14 protein-coding genes and 1 pseudogene are annotated in these 15,390 nt (G+C 40.3%); 7 read left to right on the top strand and 8 right to left on the bottom strand.

The genetic code is table 11. The features are described from left to right. Nucleotides 1-2: 2 nt before the first annotated feature. The 3 genes from adk to FTU70_RS09410 all read right to left on the bottom strand — a co-directional run bounded on the left by adk (nt 3) and on the right by FTU70_RS09410 (nt 2,642). A complete protein-coding gene (gene adk, locus FTU70_RS09420; protein ID WP_004970717.1) occupies nt 3-662 on the bottom strand; it encodes an adenylate kinase in 660 nt (219 codons plus the stop codon). An 81-nt stretch (nt 663-743) separates the two neighbouring features. Then, on the bottom strand, nt 744-2,060 hold the full coding sequence (locus FTU70_RS09415; protein ID WP_167846149.1) for a hypothetical protein: 1,317 nt from the start codon (nt 2,058-2,060) through the stop codon (nt 744-746). A gap of 63 nt (nt 2,061-2,123) precedes the next feature. Further along, nucleotides 2,124-2,642, bottom strand: coding sequence for a hypothetical protein (locus tag FTU70_RS09410; RefSeq protein WP_004970721.1), 519 nt, complete (start codon nt 2,640-2,642; stop codon nt 2,124-2,126). A 254-nt stretch (nt 2,643-2,896) separates the two neighbouring features. Between FTU70_RS09410 and mrdA the strand changes: the two genes are divergently transcribed. From mrdA to ykgO, 3 genes are all read left to right on the top strand, one after another. Further along, nucleotides 2,897-4,987: a penicillin-binding protein 2 gene (mrdA, locus tag FTU70_RS09405; protein WP_096901482.1), complete on the top strand. Its 2,091-nt coding sequence runs from the start codon at nt 2,897-2,899 to the stop codon at nt 4,985-4,987. Between the two features lie 3 nt (nt 4,988-4,990). After that, nucleotides 4,991-5,548: a 16S rRNA (guanine(966)-N(2))-methyltransferase RsmD gene (rsmD, locus tag FTU70_RS09400; protein WP_004970724.1), complete on the top strand. Its 558-nt coding sequence runs from the start codon at nt 4,991-4,993 to the stop codon at nt 5,546-5,548. A 105-nt stretch (nt 5,549-5,653) separates the two neighbouring features. After that, nucleotides 5,654-5,776, top strand: coding sequence for a type B 50S ribosomal protein L36 (gene ykgO, locus FTU70_RS09395; RefSeq protein WP_026438469.1), 123 nt, complete (start codon nt 5,654-5,656; stop codon nt 5,774-5,776). Nucleotides 5,777-5,823: 47 nt separating this feature from the next. On the opposite strand, the gene FTU70_RS09390 is transcribed toward ykgO, so the two are convergent. Then, the gene (locus FTU70_RS09390) at nt 5,824-6,450 is read right to left on the bottom strand and encodes a 1-acyl-sn-glycerol-3-phosphate acyltransferase (protein WP_180060502.1); all 627 of its coding nucleotides are present in this window, start codon (nt 6,448-6,450) and stop codon (nt 5,824-5,826) included. Between the two features lie 356 nt (nt 6,451-6,806). Between FTU70_RS09390 and FTU70_RS09385 the strand changes: the two genes are divergently transcribed. Next, entirely contained in the window at nt 6,807-7,637 is an 831-nt protein-coding gene (locus FTU70_RS09385; RefSeq protein ID WP_180060501.1) for a copper resistance protein NlpE N-terminal domain-containing protein, read from the top strand. Between the two features lie 127 nt (nt 7,638-7,764). On the opposite strand, the gene FTU70_RS09380 is transcribed toward FTU70_RS09385, so the two are convergent. Further along, complete coding sequence (locus tag FTU70_RS09380) at nt 7,765-9,366, bottom strand: isocitrate lyase (protein WP_004977281.1); 1,602 nt, start codon at nt 9,364-9,366, stop codon at nt 7,765-7,767. Between the two features lie 645 nt (nt 9,367-10,011). Between FTU70_RS09380 and FTU70_RS09375 the strand changes: the two genes are divergently transcribed. Next, nucleotides 10,012-11,001 (top strand): LysR family transcriptional regulator, encoded by a 990-nt coding sequence (locus FTU70_RS09375; RefSeq protein WP_004977282.1) that lies wholly within the window; start codon nt 10,012-10,014, stop codon nt 10,999-11,001. A 137-nt stretch (nt 11,002-11,138) separates the two neighbouring features. Beyond that, nucleotides 11,139-12,467 (top strand): hemolysin family protein, encoded by a 1,329-nt coding sequence (locus FTU70_RS09370; RefSeq protein ID WP_104852324.1) that lies wholly within the window; start codon nt 11,139-11,141, stop codon nt 12,465-12,467. A gap of 135 nt (nt 12,468-12,602) precedes the next feature. Here FTU70_RS09370 and FTU70_RS09365 read toward each other — a convergent pair whose 3' ends face one another. The 3 genes from FTU70_RS09365 to FTU70_RS09355 form a co-directional block, all read right to left on the bottom strand. Further along, nucleotides 12,603-13,109: a hypothetical protein gene (locus FTU70_RS09365; RefSeq protein ID WP_004977287.1), complete on the bottom strand. Its 507-nt coding sequence runs from the start codon at nt 13,107-13,109 to the stop codon at nt 12,603-12,605. A gap of 313 nt (nt 13,110-13,422) precedes the next feature. Continuing rightward, nucleotides 13,423-13,602 carry a hypothetical protein gene (locus FTU70_RS09360; protein WP_180060500.1) on the bottom strand — a complete coding sequence of 60 codons (180 nt, stop codon included), beginning with the start codon at nt 13,600-13,602 and terminating at the stop codon, nt 13,423-13,425. Between the two features lie 305 nt (nt 13,603-13,907). Next, nucleotides 13,908-14,900, bottom strand: a complete 993-nt coding sequence (locus FTU70_RS09355) for an NAD(P)H-quinone oxidoreductase (protein WP_180060499.1) — start codon at nt 14,898-14,900, stop codon at nt 13,908-13,910. Nucleotides 14,901-15,052: 152 nt separating this feature from the next. Here FTU70_RS09355 and FTU70_RS09350 point away from each other — a divergent pair. Beyond that, nucleotides 15,053-15,372: pseudogene (locus tag FTU70_RS09350) on the top strand (thioredoxin family protein). Nucleotides 15,373-15,390: the final 18 nt, after the last annotated feature.

Below are 15,390 nucleotides of genomic sequence, written 5' to 3'. Positions count from 1 at the left end.
ACTTATTTTGCTTGGTCTAAAATAGCAAACAAATCTGCTTGAACTTCTTCAATTGGACGAAGACCATTCAATTTGTTATAGCTTGGTGCATTTTCACCAGAAGCAGCACGACCTTGATAGAAGCCAACCAATTGCTCAGTTTCTGAGTGATACGCTTTTAAACGCTTACGAATGGTTTCTTCTTGGTCATCTGGACGTTGAACCAAATCTTCGCCAGTTTCGTCATCTTTACCTTCCACTTTTGGTGGATTGTAAACAAGGTGATAAATACGACCAGATGCAGGGTGCTGACGACGACCAGACAAACGTTGTACGATTTCTTCGTCTGCAACATCAATTTCAATCACGTGGTCGATATTGATGCCTTCGCTTTCCAAGGCTTCAGCTTGTGGAATAGTGCGAGGGAAACCATCAAAAATACAACCATTCACGCAATCTGGCTGCGCAATACGCTCTTTCACTAAGCCAATGATCAGTTCATCAGATACCAAACCGCCACCGTCCATGACGCTTTTGGCTTGTAGACCTAATTCAGTACCTTCACGAATTGCAGCACGGAGCATATCACCGGTTGAAATTTGTGGGATATTGTAGCGCTTACAGATCAACTGAGCTTGTGTACCTTTACCTGCTCCAGGTGGTCCGAGTAAGATAATGCGCATAAAAAAACATCCTCATTTTAACAATGTATTTGACACTCGTTGCATATCAGAGCCATCGCCCTTTACGCAGCCAGCATCCTCTTATAAGAAAGCGACAAACAAATGTATTAAACCAGCAATAAAACCAGTTACACCACCCAAGACAATTAAAATCCACTCATCTTCCTGAAAGGCAGGACGCAAGAGATTCTGGAATTCTTTTGGCGTCAGTTCACGAATACGATCTCTGAACATTTGATAAATTTTCTGTGCACGGCTCGCATTAAAGGCAGGGTCGCATACAGGCACCATCGTAATTTCAATCGAACGATCAATCAAGTCAGTCTTGAGTTTGGCATACTCTTTTGGCCCCAAAGACAACTGTAAAGAGGTACGAACCAATGGTGTTTCCATAATTTCGTTGATGTGGCGTTTGACAATACGGCGGGTTTTGTCTTTTTTACTGCCATACATCATTTCAGTCATAATCGATTTTAACGTAATCAGATCTTCTGTGACTACCGTTGCAAACACATCCGAGACTTCTTCTTGGCGTTTCATGAACGCACCCTGAATATTATAAGTCCCAATGCGTGGAATCACTGGCTTAATCCATGGAAATTGACGATTTTCAGTCAATTTAAAGAACTGCGGATATTTCACGTAATGTGGTTCGACTGGGTTAAATACCATCCAAATCGCAATCCAGTTGGTCAAGAAGCCCCAAATTGCCGCCCAAAATGGAACCGTCCAGTGCCATGGTACAAGAAACCAAACAATCATTTGGAAAATACCAAAGAACATCCCAATCAATGCACTGATATGCCAAATAAAGTTAATTTCTTTTTGACCGACTTTTAGGAACATACGCACCATTAAGCGGCGATCACCTTCCATTTGGCTGACCACCATTTCACGCATATCCACCAAGGATTCAACATTCAAGGTCAGTTCAGTCACCAATTCACGCAGCACACCTGGCAATTGTTTATGCGCCTGTGCGTAAATACGGCGTTTAATCGAATACGGTAGGTTTTCCCAAAGCACAGCATTGCGGTCTAACATGACCTCATCAATTAAGTGCTCAAGTTCAAAACCCACTTGCTCACCAATAATACGCGCCATATCGTCAGGGTCCATAGCATTGAGAAACTCACGCAATGAACCTAATTTTGACAATGTGTTATCGGTAATGATGCCTGAAATACGCCCTGCTTTACGCGGTACAATCCCCTGCCATCCCACAGGAATAGGCCCAAGGTGAAAGCCCCAAAAGCTAATTGGATAGAACACCATTTTTAGTGCCATCCACACGTGCGCCCAAGTCACAAAAGCAGTCACAGGAATAATACTGAGCACGGCCCAAAAATCTGGACGATTCAAAAAGGTTTGCCACAACTGATTGACGTACTCAAGCATGCATTTTTTCCATATTTAGTTCTAATTACAAGATTCTAAAGTAGTTAAAAGTCACTATTCTGACTACAAACCCATACTGAGCGTATAGGAAAATTGTAGTCTAGGCTCAGTTTCCGCAATCACTCGCCCTTGTCGATCTTCCAATTTTTCACCTGCGCCAATGCCAACACTAAAGCTACTGATGCGTTCAGGGCTCAGTAATACATAAGCCAGATCAATGCCTGCACCTAAACGCGCTTTTTCTTCACCATCCACCCATTTAGATTCTAGGTGTCCTGCGTAAGCGCCAATATAATAACCATTTTTGTCTTTACCTGTGAGGTGGTATGGGTAACGAAAACCTGTTTGCCCACCGACTTCATGGTCACCATTTAAAAAAGCCCCCGCTTTTAGATAGGCAATGCCATAAGGATTGACCCATTCACCATTCAAATGCAGTAATTTTTGGGTAATACCCGCCCCTACATTCCAGGTTTTTGCGCTATCTGCGCTAATTTTTGCTTCAGGTAAAAAAGTAGTGTTCCCAGCAAAGCTAAAACTTGAAAAGGCAAGTAATGCCACGAAAGAATAGACTTTTGTCATTATTGTCACCAGTGTCCATTTGTTTTAATTTTAAAAACAGTCCTGTTTTCGTGTTTTGACTCTAGCAGAATTGTCAGGATTCTTATATACAGCAAATTACAATTTTGATGTCGCTAAAGTCAAAAATTAAGATTGCGCCCATCTTCTAGGTTAAATCGGGCAATTCAGTCAAACATGGTTACTCAAAATTGCCAATAGATGCGTTAGAATAGTCCAAATTCGTTCTCCCTCATTTTTGTTAAGCCAATTTTTGTATGAAACAACACTATCCGTTAAAAAATGCTCAGCAAGAGAAGCGTATTTTTCGCAATCGCATCTTTTTTTCGGTGGGTGTTGTGGTTTTTTTCTTGCTGCTGTTGGTGGCTCGTTATGCCTTTTTACAAATTAGCGGCTACGATGAATTTGCGACTGCATCAGATAAAAACCGAATTCGGCTACAACCACTCGCACCTGCACGTGGTTATATTTATGACCGCAATGGTGTGTTATTGGCAGATAACTACCCTGTGTTCTCAGCCACTTTAAGCCGTGCAGATGTTGAAGATATTGACGATACCATTGCGCGACTGACACCTGTTTTACAACTGACAGAAGAAGATATCGATCGCTTTAAAAGTCGGATTAAAACTTCACGTAAAACTGAACGTGTATCGATCAAGCTGAATTTAAATGAATCGGATATTGCCCGTTTTAGTGAAGTTAAATTTCAATTCCCTGGGGTCAATATTGAAACCCAGATGACACGTTACTATCCGCATGGTGACTTATTTGCGCACGTGATTGGTTATGTCGGGCGCATTAACGACAAAGAACTGAAAGAAATTGACAAAGATGCTTATGCAGGCACCAACTTGATTGGCAAAATTGGGGTGGAGAAATCGTATGAGCACTTGCTACATGGCGTACCCGGCAACGAATCTGTAGAAGCCGATGCACATGGTAATGTGCTGCGCAATTTAGGACGTAAAGACCCTGTACGTGGCAATGATTTGTTTTTGTCATTGGATTATGGCTTGCAAGTGGTCGCCTCTGAACAACTGGCAGAACGCCGTGGTGCAATTGTGGCACTTGACCCACGTACAGGTGAAATTTTAGCTTTAGTCTCCAGTCCGAGTTTTAACCCTAACTTATTTGTCACAGGTATTAGCCATACCGACTACTCTGCCTTACGCGATAATTTAGATCAACCACTCTATAACCGTGCAGTACAAGGTGTTTATCCACCGGGTTCTACCATTAAGCCGATGTTTGGTTTAGGCGGTATTCATTATGGCTATGTCGACTGGAAAACCGCCATTCAGGATTATGGTTATTTCACTTTACCAGGCGACAGCCACCGTTTCCGTGACCATAAAAAAACTGGGCATGGCATTGTCGATATGCACAAAGCTCAAGTCGTGTCGTGTGATACCTACTTCTATGTATTGTCGTATCGCATGGGCATTGAAAAAATGAACGACTGGATGCGTCAATTTGGCTTTAGTGAAAAAACTGGGGTCGATTTACCAAGTGAAAGCACAGGACTCTACCCAAACCCGGACTGGAAAATGCGTACGCGCAAAGCCAAATGGATGAAAGGTGAAACAATTTCCGTCAGTATTGGTCAGGGTGCATTTACCTCGACACCATTGCAATTAGCAATGGCCACCGCCATCACCGCCAACAAAGGATTTAAAGTCACACCGCACGTGTTACGTGAAAGTCGTGGCGCGAAACCATTTAAAGTTCACAATGGTACCAACGGAAAAATTGACTTTAACGGCACAGAAGAAGACTGGATTAAAATGCGTGATGCCATGGTTGATGTGATTCAATCAGGTACAGGTAAAGGGATTAAAGGCGGCTTGCAATATTCAGTTGCAGGTAAAACAGGTACAGCACAGGTTAAAAGTATTGCGCAAGGTAAACGCTATAACGAAGCCTTATTGACCGACCGTCAGCTTGACCACGGTTTATTTGTTGGCTTCGCTCCTGCCGAAAACCCTGAAATCGCAATTGCCATCATTCTAGAAAATGGTCGCGGTGGTTCTGCAGCAACGGCTTTGGCGCGTCCAATTTTAGACTATTGGTTACTGAATAAAAATAAAAAGCCAATTCGTCCATCTGCCGCACAAGTGAGTGGTGGCTTAATGACTGCAGGTTTAAAACCAAGTGAATTGCCAAGTGGTGAAGTCCCTTCATCTACTGCACCAAATACGAATAACGTGAATAATCCGAATACAGCAACCAATCACCCTGCGCTCAACCCAAATCCTTCGCAAACTACTCCGAGTTCAGCTCCAACCAATCCACCTGCAACTGCGCCAACAGCAGTTGTACCCACTAACCCAATTGAGAGCGACTAAGCCATGAAAAATCAACTACGTATTATTGGTGGAGAATGGAAACGTCGTCAGTTGGCTTTTGCTTCAATTGAGGGATTACGCCCTACGCCCGACCGAGTGCGCGAAACCTTATTCAACTGGTTAATGTGGGATGTGCAAAACGCCAAAGTGTTAGACCTCTGTTCAGGTTCGGGCGCTTTAGCTTTTGAAGCCCTGTCTCGCGGTGCGGCACACGTGGTCATGATTGAGCCAAACCGTACACAAGCACAGTTTTTACAGCAAAATTTAGAATTATTACGCGTCAATAAAAGCAAAGCACAATTAAAAGTTTCTACCGCACAACATGCTTTGGCGACACTAAAAGATCAGTTTGATTTGGTATTTTTAGACCCGCCTTATAGTTTAGATTTATGGGAAGAATTGGCAGGGTTGGCTGATCCACTCATTGCGGCACAAGGTCTGATTTATGTTGAAGCAGATCGTGATTTAAACCTGTTAAAATTACCGCAGACTTGGCAAAAAGTTAAAGAGAGCAAAGCGGGAACTGTACGTGCGGGCTTATACCAAAAGATTGTTGTTTAAATTTTCTCCTTAAAAGATACGCGGTAATTTTATGACTATCGACACTTTTCAAGAGTCATCTATTAATGTAATATTATAACATTACATATTGTAGTATTTATCTTCATGAAAGTTCGTTCATCTTTAAAAAGTGCAAAATCGCGTGCCGATTGTCAAATTGTGAAACGTCGTGGCAAATTATTTGTGATTTGCAAATCCAATCCACGTTTTAAAGCAAGACAGGGATAATCCCCTGTCTTTTAGTTTTGATAGATTATTACACTGAAATAGTGTGCTTATTCTGAATAGTAACGTGTATCGACACTAAAACTTTCAGGAATTTTTGCTTGAACCTGCGCATAAAATGCCATGATTTCAGCCATATCTTTTTCAAAATCACCGGTTGGATGCACAATTTTTCCCACACCCGTTTTCTTTTTTGCGTAATCCATATACGCCAAAGCAATTGGCACACCTGCATTTAACGCAACATGATAAAAACCTGTTTTCCATTGTTCTTGACGCGCACGTGTGGCTTCAGGCGTCACCAACATCACCAATTTAGGATGGTTTTTAAATAAGTCCGTCATGAGCTGAACCATACTAGGTCGTGCTTCGCCTGGTGCTTTCGGACGACGGTCTATACCAATACCTCCCATTGCACGAACAAATGGCCCAAACGGCAATTTCATATAGCTGTCTTTAATGGTCAGGCGAACATTAACGCCCAAAGCTTTAAGCCCTAAACGTGCATATAACGCATCCCAATTACTGGTATGCGGTGCTGCAATCATCACATATTGGTCTAACTCCAACGGACAATGATTGTCGATTTCCCAACCCATTAAATTTAAGCTTCGCTCAGCTAACTTTTCAAACACAACCGCATACCCCAAATAAAGTGTGCGAATTTTAGCAAGCATCGACAAATACAAAAGTCTAAAACGACGAATAAATAAACAAATACTTTATAAATGTATAAAAATTTCCTGCACTCATCTTATTTTTGTCATTCCATGCAAAATCATACTGTTTATGCGCTTATTCATTGCTAGATTCAAGCAAGTTTAAAATGGTAAATATATAAATTTACGCACAGTTTGCTGAGTTTTTTACGGTCTAATCCGATGTAATCCTTGAAGTGAAACTTAAAACTTTAAAACATCGGGCTTGTTATGATTTGCTACAAATCTTCATTAAAAATAAGGCAAATTGGCTTTTCAGATACAAGGTGAAAGTTTAAGGTGGCAGCAAGACAAGTTTGAAGTTTAGAACATTTATGCTGAATCGTTATCCGATTGCACTCAGTACACTTAGCTTATTTTTAGTAGCTTGCGGATCAACTGATCCAAGCAGGGAATATCAATCCGCTTTGCCTTCTGAGCCACAAATTACGCCCAAAACTGAAGTTCAAAATTCAGCAACTTCATGGACAGGACAAGCTACAGGTAACTTTAGAGCCTTATTGCCTTGTGACAACTGTGAACAGCATGTGATTCATTTACGCCTGAATGATGATCAAACCTTTCAACTCAGCGACATTAAACGCTCGAAACAGCGCCAGCGCGAAAACCAAGTGGCGGGAACGATTCAAGCTGCTCAGGGCAACAATCAGCAAGACAAACAGAACCAACACCCATCGCAAAACACGGCAAATGAATGGTTGCTCAATACAGAAAATGGGCAAGCCTATGCACGTATTCAACTCACAGCTCACGGTCTTCAATTCAGCTTATACAATCAGAAAAATATACAAAATCAACAGAAAAATGAAACTCAGGTTTTCTTACATCCTGTAGAAAATATGCAAGTCAGTAATGCCCTGAAGCATGTCGATATTCAGGCTGAACACGTACAAAATGTTGAGGTCAAAGAATTAAACGACCCTGTGATGGCACACGATTATTTTCTGGCAATTCACAATCAATCTGATCAAGCATTACAATTACATGCCAATGACTTGGTTTTGGTCGATCAGCAATATCAAGAATATGCAGCCGTAGTCGATCCGCATTTTTTAGAACCAATTCCTGCACAACAAAAACAATGGATTAAGGTGTCTTTCCATTACCCTGCTTCTGTAGAGGCAGATGTGATCAAAATTAAATAGGTTACAGCTGCTGCATTTCATAAATGAAGGAACATCAATTTAAGGATGTTTCAAAGTTCTTTGACTATTTTAAATAGCCATAAAAAAACCCTGCATCAGCAGGGTTTTCTTTTAAACCATCAAGCGATTACGCGTTGAATTGGTTCATTGTGTTTTTAGCTTCGTCCGCTGCTTTAAGCGCGTTGTCACCAGAGAAAATTTCTTTGTGATCGTCACCGATGTCAGAACCAGCCATTGCTTGGTGTTTAACACAAGCGATACCACCGCGGATTTCTTTACGTTGTACGCCAGCAACATAAGCCAACATACCTTCAGAACCGAAGTAACCTTGAGCAAGCTCGTGAGTAGAAAGAGCAGCTGTGTGGTAAGTAGGCAGAGTAATCAAGTGGTGGAACACGCCTGCTTCACGAGAAGCGTCTGCTTGGAATGTACGTACTTTTTCGTCAGCTTCAGCAGCCAATTCAGAATCGTCGTACTCAGCGCTCATTAATTTAGCGCGGTCGTATGCAGATACGTCTTTACCTTCAGCAACCCAACGGTCGTACGCTTGTTGACGGAAGTTCAGTGTCCAGTTGAATGATGGAGAGTTGTTGTAAACAAGTTTCGCATTTGGCACAACTTCACGTACACGGTTAACCATGTGAGCGATTTCTTCTACGTTTGGAGTCGCAGTTTCGATCCAAAGAAGGTCAGCACCGTTTTGTAAGCTAGTTACACAGTCAAGTACAACGCGGTCAATTTGAGTGCCTTCACGGAACTGGTACAAGCCAGAAGCTAAACGCTTAGGACGGTGTAATTTACCATCACGCTTGATTAGGATTTCGTCTTCTTTCGCTTCAGAGATGTCAATTTCTTGAGTGTCTAAGTAGCTGATGTATTGAGAAGCGATGTCGCCTGGCTCTTTAACTACTGGGATTTTTTGAGTTAAGTCAGCGCCTTCAGAGTCAGTACGTGCAACGATGATACCGTCGTCAAGACCCATTTCTAAGAACGCATAACGTAACGCGTGGATTTTAGCGATGAAGTCTTCGTGTGGAACAGTTACTTTACCAGCTTGGTGACCACATTGTTTCGCGTCAGAAACTTGGTTTTCGATTTGAAGTGCACATGCACCCGCTTCGATCATTTTCTTAGCTAATAAGTAAGTTGCTTCTTCGTTACCGAAACCAGCGTCGATGTCCGCAATGATTGGCACAACGTGAGTTTCAAAGTTGTCGATTTGAGCAGTGATTTCAGCAGCTTTAGCAGTATCACCAGCGTCTTGTGCTTTTTTAAGTGCGCGGAACAAATCGTTTAATTCTTTCGCGTCAGCTTGACGTAAGAATGTGTAGATTTCTTCGATCAATGCAGGAACAGAAGTTTTTTCGTGCATAGATTGGTCAGGAAGTGGACCGAATTCTGAACGAAGTGCAGCAACCATCCAACCAGAAAGGTAGATATAACGGCGTTCAGTAGTACCGAAGTATTTTTTGTTCGCAATCATTTTTTGTTGCGCAACAAAACCGTGCCAGCAACCTAAAGATTGAGTGTATTTGCTTGAATCAGCATCATAAGCAGCCATATCACGACGCATAATCGCAGCTGTATATTTAGCAATATCTAAACCAGTTTTGAAACGGTTTTGCATTTGCATACGCGCAGCATCTTCAGGACTGATGTCTGCCCAAGTGTTGCCGAATTTTGCTTTTAATTCGCGGATTGCATCAATCGCTGTTTGGTATGTAGTCATGATATTGTACCCTGTAATATTATTTAGGATTTATCAATCGAAGGCTAAATCGCGCTTATGCTTGATTGCTCAGATTTAGAGCACTTCGTTACGATGAATACAGAGTAGAGTGACTGAATGAATTAATCCAATATTCTCGTGTAATTCTCGGTATTTTTTAAAAAAATGTATAGATCAAAGTCTTAATTCACAAAAACAATAAAAACACAACATATTGATTTTAAAAACTTTATTTAGAAAATCAATCAAATATCTTTGCTTACAAATTCATCTCTATGCCGATATTTTCTGCATTAGACTTAAGTCTTGCATTTCATAAAAAATGCTTGCATTGGCGATTTCTGCCATTTTTTAGCAAAATTTTGCTGCTTTTCAGCGCAATGTAAGTGCATAAGTTTCATACAAAATAGAATCTGCTATCAGTTCTGCCAATGCTTTTAAGTGTTTTTGCATTTAAGATTAAAAAGTATAGATGCAGTACTAGGCAACCTACATTTCTTTAGGAAATAATGATGGGGCTGGCTGTTTTTATTCAGATTTTTTGCTGTTTATCTCGTCGATTTTTTCATCATAATTTATACACAAGCCTTACGGCTTATGGCATAATTCCAATAATTTAGTGATTTTATTTTCGGTATTTATTTTATGAATCTGGAGCGGGTTGATCTTAATCTATTAATTTATCTTGACGTCTTACTTCGTGAAAAAAATGTAACCCGTGCTGCAGAACAATTGGGCGTTACCCAACCTGCGATGAGTAACATTTTACGTCGTTTGCGCAATTTATTTAATGATCCCCTGCTGATTCGTTCTTCTGAAGGCATGACGCCAACTGAACGTGCCTTAGAATTACAACCGCGTATCCGCGATGCCTTATCTGACCTTTCTATGATTTTGGAGCCGCGTACTGAGTTCCGCCCTTATACTTCAAATCGTGTATTTCGGATTATGACCTCCGATTACGCAGAAGCCACATTAGTCCCACGCTTGGTTAAAGCTTTACGCTCTGAAGCACCTAATGTGGTATTAGACTTTTTAACCCCGAGTGATGTGTCTTATCGCGACATGGAACAAGGTAAAGTCGATTTGGCGATTAACCGTTTTAATGAAATTCCACAAAGTTTCCATCAGGTTTTAGTTTGGCGTGATAGTTTTTCTTGCCTGCTCAATCACAAACACCCTGCTGCCAATAACCTGAATTTAAAAAGCTACTTAGATGCACAACATATTTGGGTTTCTAAAACAGGTATGGGCGTTGGTTTTGGTGTGAATCCAGAGAAACAAGCGGGACTGGGTTGGATTGATCAAGCTTTAGAGCGTATTGGACAAAAACGTAAAATTTCGGTGTTTACCCGTCATTATCAAATGCCTGCACTACTCGCGTCTAATGTAGATTTAGTCGCAACCTTACCTACACGTATTGCGCGCTTACAAGCCAAAAGCCAAAGTTTACTGATTAAAGACCCACCATTTTATATTCCAGAATTTGAATTAAAGATGGCATGGTGTCCGTTGTTACATCATCACCCTGCACACCGTTGGTTACGCCAATTGATTTTATATGTAGCGCGCCAAATGATTGAAGAAGAAAACCGTGAGTTTTTACTGAATAACTCTCAATTTTCAGCCTATTAATTAAAAATTCACTGAACTTATTGGCACAAACGCTTATACTCAGATGAGGAATATTTCGATATTCCTCATTGTTTAATCATGATTTAATAAAGATTCAAATTGTTATATTTAAAATAATATAATCCACAGGTGGATTCGTGAGCCTCTTCCAGAATATTGTTATTATCCTCATCCTCATTGTCGGAGCTGGTTTTTTATCGCTGACTGAAATTGCGTTGGCTGGTGCACGTAAAGTTAAACTGAAAATTCTAGCCGAATCAGGCGATGAACGTGCCCAAAAAGTTTTAGACCTACAAGAAAACTCAGCTGATTTTTTTGCTGCCTCACAAATTGGCTTAAACGCAGTTGCCATTTTAGGTGGTATTTTAGGTGAAGGCGCATTCCGTCCTTATTTTTACAACTTAGTTGTGCGCTTCTATCAAGGACCATGGGCTGAAACGCTTAGTTTTGCCTTGTCATTTACCTTAGTGACTTCGCTGTTTATTTTATTTGCCGACCTAATGCCTAAGCGTTTGGCAATGATCGCACCTGAAAAAATTGCGGTATCGGTGATTAATCCGATTCAAATTTTTATTCGGATATGCAAGCCTTTGGCATGGATGATTAATGCGATTGCCAACGTGCTGTTCCGTTTATTTAAAGTAAATACCACGCGCGAAGACAATATTACATTTGATGATATTTCTGCAGTCATGGATGCAGGCGCTCAAGCAGGTGTTTTACAAAAGCAGGAACATCACTTTATTGAAAACGTGTTTGAACTTGAAGAACGTAACGTGCCTTCGAGTATGACTACACGTGAAAATGTGGTGTTTTTTACCCTAAAGGAATCTGAAGCCAGTATTCGTCAAAAACTTGCAGAATATCCTTATTCCAAATTTTTGGTCTGTAGCGAAAATATTGATGATGTGATTGGTTATGTTGATGCCAAAGATATTTTGGTCAGAATCCTCAATAATCAATCTTTACTGCAACTGAATGAAAGCACCATCCGTAATGTATTGACCATTCCAGATACACTCACGCTGTCTGAAGTCTTAGATCGTTTCCGCTCGACCAAAGAAAAATTTGCCGTGGTGATTAATGAATATGCTTTGGTTGTGGGCGTGATTACCCTGTCTGATATTATGATTACTGTGATGGGCGATTGGGTAACACCTATTGAAGAAGATCAGCAAATCATTAAACGTGATAACAATTCTTGGCTGATTGATGGCAGTACACCAATTGAAGACATTAAACACGCGCTGCAAATTGATGAAATGCCAGATGATGAAAATTATGAAACCATTGCAGGTTTTATGATGTATAAGCTACGTAAAATCCCGCGTCCTGCCGATTCTGTACTTTTTGATGGTTATAAATTTGAAGTGGTCGATGTCGATCATTTTAAAATTGACCAACTTTTAGTAACACGAATTGTAGAAACACAGGAAATACAAAACAACACTGAAGCAGATGGATAGTGAAATTCACTGTATTCGTGTGGGCTTGATCTGCATCCAGATTTTCTAGCATTCATAAAAAAGCACCACATCAAAATGAAGTGGTGCTTTTTTCAAACCTGAACAGATACATCTGAAATTCAGCTGAATATCTATTTAATATTTGCTGATCAATTCATCCAATACCGCTTGATAGTGAATCGCAATATCTTCAGCTAGAATTTTATAGACATTGTCGAATTGCACCATCGGCCAGCCCTCTTTCCAGAAAGGAAAAATGTTGTGCAAATCATGCGTCACCACAGCATCTTCACGCACAATCGCTTGTGCAACCTGAGCCAATACTTGTGCAGTTTCTGTGCCATCAATGGCTAAATAATCAATGCCACGTGCTTTTAAAATACGTACACGGTCTTTTTTATAACGGATTTTTTTCATTTGCGCTTCGTTTAACTGCAAAGCCAAACTTACTGCTTCTACAAATTTGCTTTCGAATGACTGATTAAGTGCCACCAACGCTGCTTTATGCGCTTCCTGACGACCTGCTTTCCCACCATTACGGATAATTTCTTTTGCCTCTGTGTCTAGCTCATCACTTTTCATAGACTGCAAAATGTCGAGTATTTCGATATCACTTAATGATTCAGGAGATTGGTCAATCATGTACAGCCCTTGGACAAAAATAGCAAAACGCTATTTTCGCACAATTTAGCTAAAAGCTCGACACATTCCGAAGCAATTGTTCACACAAGGCAGTGCTGCACCTATTACAGTGCAGCAGTTTAAAATTGATCTTTCAGCTTTGATCATCCTTGTTTATTTTAAATTTCTTATTGTTCCCTTAGTTTTTCTCCTGAATTTTACCGTCTATTTAAAACCCGTTATTTCAAATGAATAATCCAATAAATAACAGGTTTAACTTTTCAACTCACTTGTACTTTTTAGTAAAAAATAATTAACAGGTTGCTCTTTACACTTAATACAAGTTTTCGCGTTTATCATGATCGAGGCGGTCAATATAGCGTTCTAAATGTAGCAGCGCATGATACATTTTATTTAAGTTCCGAACATTGATTTGCTGACGAACAATATTTTTGTGTAACCGTTTTAATGCACGTAGACTGTGTTTTGGCGTATATGCAGATAAAATTTTCATAAGTCTGCTCTCTCTATCAAATTATTTTACATGAACCGTTTTGTTATCTTGAGAATGAATTCAATGAATATAAAGATAAGCTCTATTATTGACAGGGTGTGTCCTACACCTCCTTAATATTTGACTATTTGGAAAAATTTTATTGTGTTAAATTGTAGTTTAAAGGAATATTTATGTAATTATGATTAAAATAATTGCTAAAAAAGATTCAAAAAATCTTTGTTAAAATCTTCTATAAAAATATGCATAAAAAAACTGACACTCGGTCAGTTTTTTTATGCATGTTGATTTTAAATTTGGAGTCTTTAAATCACTTGCACCACGACTTTACCCACATGCTCGCCTGTATCCATTTCGGCATGTGCCTGCTGAATTTGATCAAACTGGAAAGTTTTATAAATCATTGGCAGACATTCACCTTTTGCTAACAATGGCCAAACGATCTCTTGCAACCCTTTGGCAATTTCAGCTTTTTCTGCAGTATTGCGGGCGCGCATGGTTGAACCAGTAATAGTAAGACGCTTCATCATGATTTGACCAAGTTTCACCTCTTTGGCTTTTGCACCCCCTAAAAATGCGATATACACCAAGCGACCATCAAGGCGTAATAAATTTAAATTACGTTCCAAATACGGCGCACCAACAATATCTAAAATGACATCGACCCCAGCATTGTCTGTCGCCTCGTTAATCACTTGTTCAAAATCTTGTGTCTTGTAATTAATGGCTGTAGTGAGATGTGAAATTGCTTGTACTTTTTCATCTGAACCTACAGTGGCAAAGGTTTTTAAACCAAGCGCATTACACAACATTAATGCTGTAGTACCAATGCCACTAGTGCCACCGTGAATTAGTGCCGTTTCGCCCGCTTTGGCTTTGCCCATTTGGAACACGTTGGCCCACACAGTAAAAAATGTTTCAGGTATTGCTGCGGCTTGCACAAAGCTGACACCTGTTGGAATCGTCAAAGTCTGGCTTTCAGGTACAACACAATATTCTGCATAACCACCACCATTGGTTAAGCCGCACACAGCATCACCAGCTTTAAATTGGCTGACATCTGCCCCCACAGCAACCACTTCACCTGCTACTTCTAAACCTGGCACTGGCGTCACGCCTTTAGGCATAGGATACAGACCCTGACGCTGTAAAATATCAGGACGATTCAAACCAAAAGCATGTACTTTGACCAAAACCTCATTGGCTTGTGGCTCAGGTATTGCAACCGTTTCATAGGCTAATTTTTCTGGGCCACCTGGTTCTGTAATAATAATCTGCTGCATTGTGTTTTGTGTCATGGCAAATCCCTGATTGTTTGATGCTGATATGAATTCTGACTATTTGAACATAAAACAGCAAAGCATTAAAACCCAGATTAACTTAGGTATAATTCTCATGCCGTGGTGTTTCATGCGTGATTAAATTTTTATTTATGATTAAAGAGTATGTGATGTCAGAAATTGTGGAATACAACGAAAATAATTACCGTGAGTTTGAATATGAAACAGGCGTTGCGGTGATTCGTTTTTATGCGACGTGGTGTACGCCTTGTGTTCAAAATGCACCATTTTTTGAGCAGCTTGCCCAACTTTTTGATGCTTCGGTAAAATTTGGCAAAGTAAATGTCGATCTATCTCCAATTTTAACTTTGCGCTATCAAGTCTTTGGTTTACCGACCACCCTAATTTTAAAGATGGGCAAATTGTTGAACGACTGTCGGGCAATGTTTCTGTCGTACAACTTCAACAAAAAATTAAGAGCTATCTTTAAGCCATGTAGAGTAGCGTC

It is taken from the genome of Acinetobacter sp. YH12135, assembly GCF_013418565.1.
Lineage (GTDB): Bacteria > Pseudomonadota > Gammaproteobacteria > Pseudomonadales > Moraxellaceae > Acinetobacter > Acinetobacter towneri.
Note: the sequence above shows the minus strand (reverse complement) of the source record. Positions and strands in the feature narration are given on the sequence as shown.

Bases quoted from the DNA above. Each gene is read 5' to 3' on its own strand.
- FTU70_RS09355 (WP_180060499.1), bottom strand. From the start codon at position 14,900: ATGACACAAAACACAATGCAGCAGATTATTATTACAGAACCAGGTGGC.
- ykgO (WP_026438469.1), top strand. From the start codon at position 5,654: ATGAAAGTTCGTTCATCTTTAAAAAGTGCAAAATCGCGTGCCGATTGT.
- FTU70_RS09410 (WP_004970721.1), bottom strand. From the start codon at position 2,642: ATGACAAAAGTCTATTCTTTCGTGGCATTACTTGCCTTTTCAAGTTTT.
- FTU70_RS09365 (WP_004977287.1), bottom strand. From the start codon at position 13,109: ATGATTGACCAATCTCCTGAATCATTAAGTGATATCGAAATACTCGAC.
- FTU70_RS09380 (WP_004977281.1), bottom strand. From the start codon at position 9,366: ATGACTACATACCAAACAGCGATTGATGCAATCCGCGAATTAAAAGCA.
- FTU70_RS09360 (WP_180060500.1), bottom strand. From the start codon at position 13,602: ATGAAAATTTTATCTGCATATACGCCAAAACACAGTCTACGTGCATTA.
- adk (WP_004970717.1), bottom strand. From the start codon at position 662: ATGCGCATTATCTTACTCGGACCACCTGGAGCAGGTAAAGGTACACAA.
- FTU70_RS09375 (WP_004977282.1), top strand. From the start codon at position 10,012: ATGAATCTGGAGCGGGTTGATCTTAATCTATTAATTTATCTTGACGTC.
- mrdA (WP_096901482.1), top strand. From the start codon at position 2,897: ATGAAACAACACTATCCGTTAAAAAATGCTCAGCAAGAGAAGCGTATT.
- rsmD (WP_004970724.1), top strand. From the start codon at position 4,991: ATGAAAAATCAACTACGTATTATTGGTGGAGAATGGAAACGTCGTCAG.
- FTU70_RS09385 (WP_180060501.1), top strand. From the start codon at position 6,807: ATGCTGAATCGTTATCCGATTGCACTCAGTACACTTAGCTTATTTTTA.
- FTU70_RS09415 (WP_167846149.1), bottom strand. From the start codon at position 2,060: ATGCTTGAGTACGTCAATCAGTTGTGGCAAACCTTTTTGAATCGTCCA.
- FTU70_RS09390 (WP_180060502.1), bottom strand. From the start codon at position 6,450: ATGCTTGCTAAAATTCGCACACTTTATTTGGGGTATGCGGTTGTGTTT.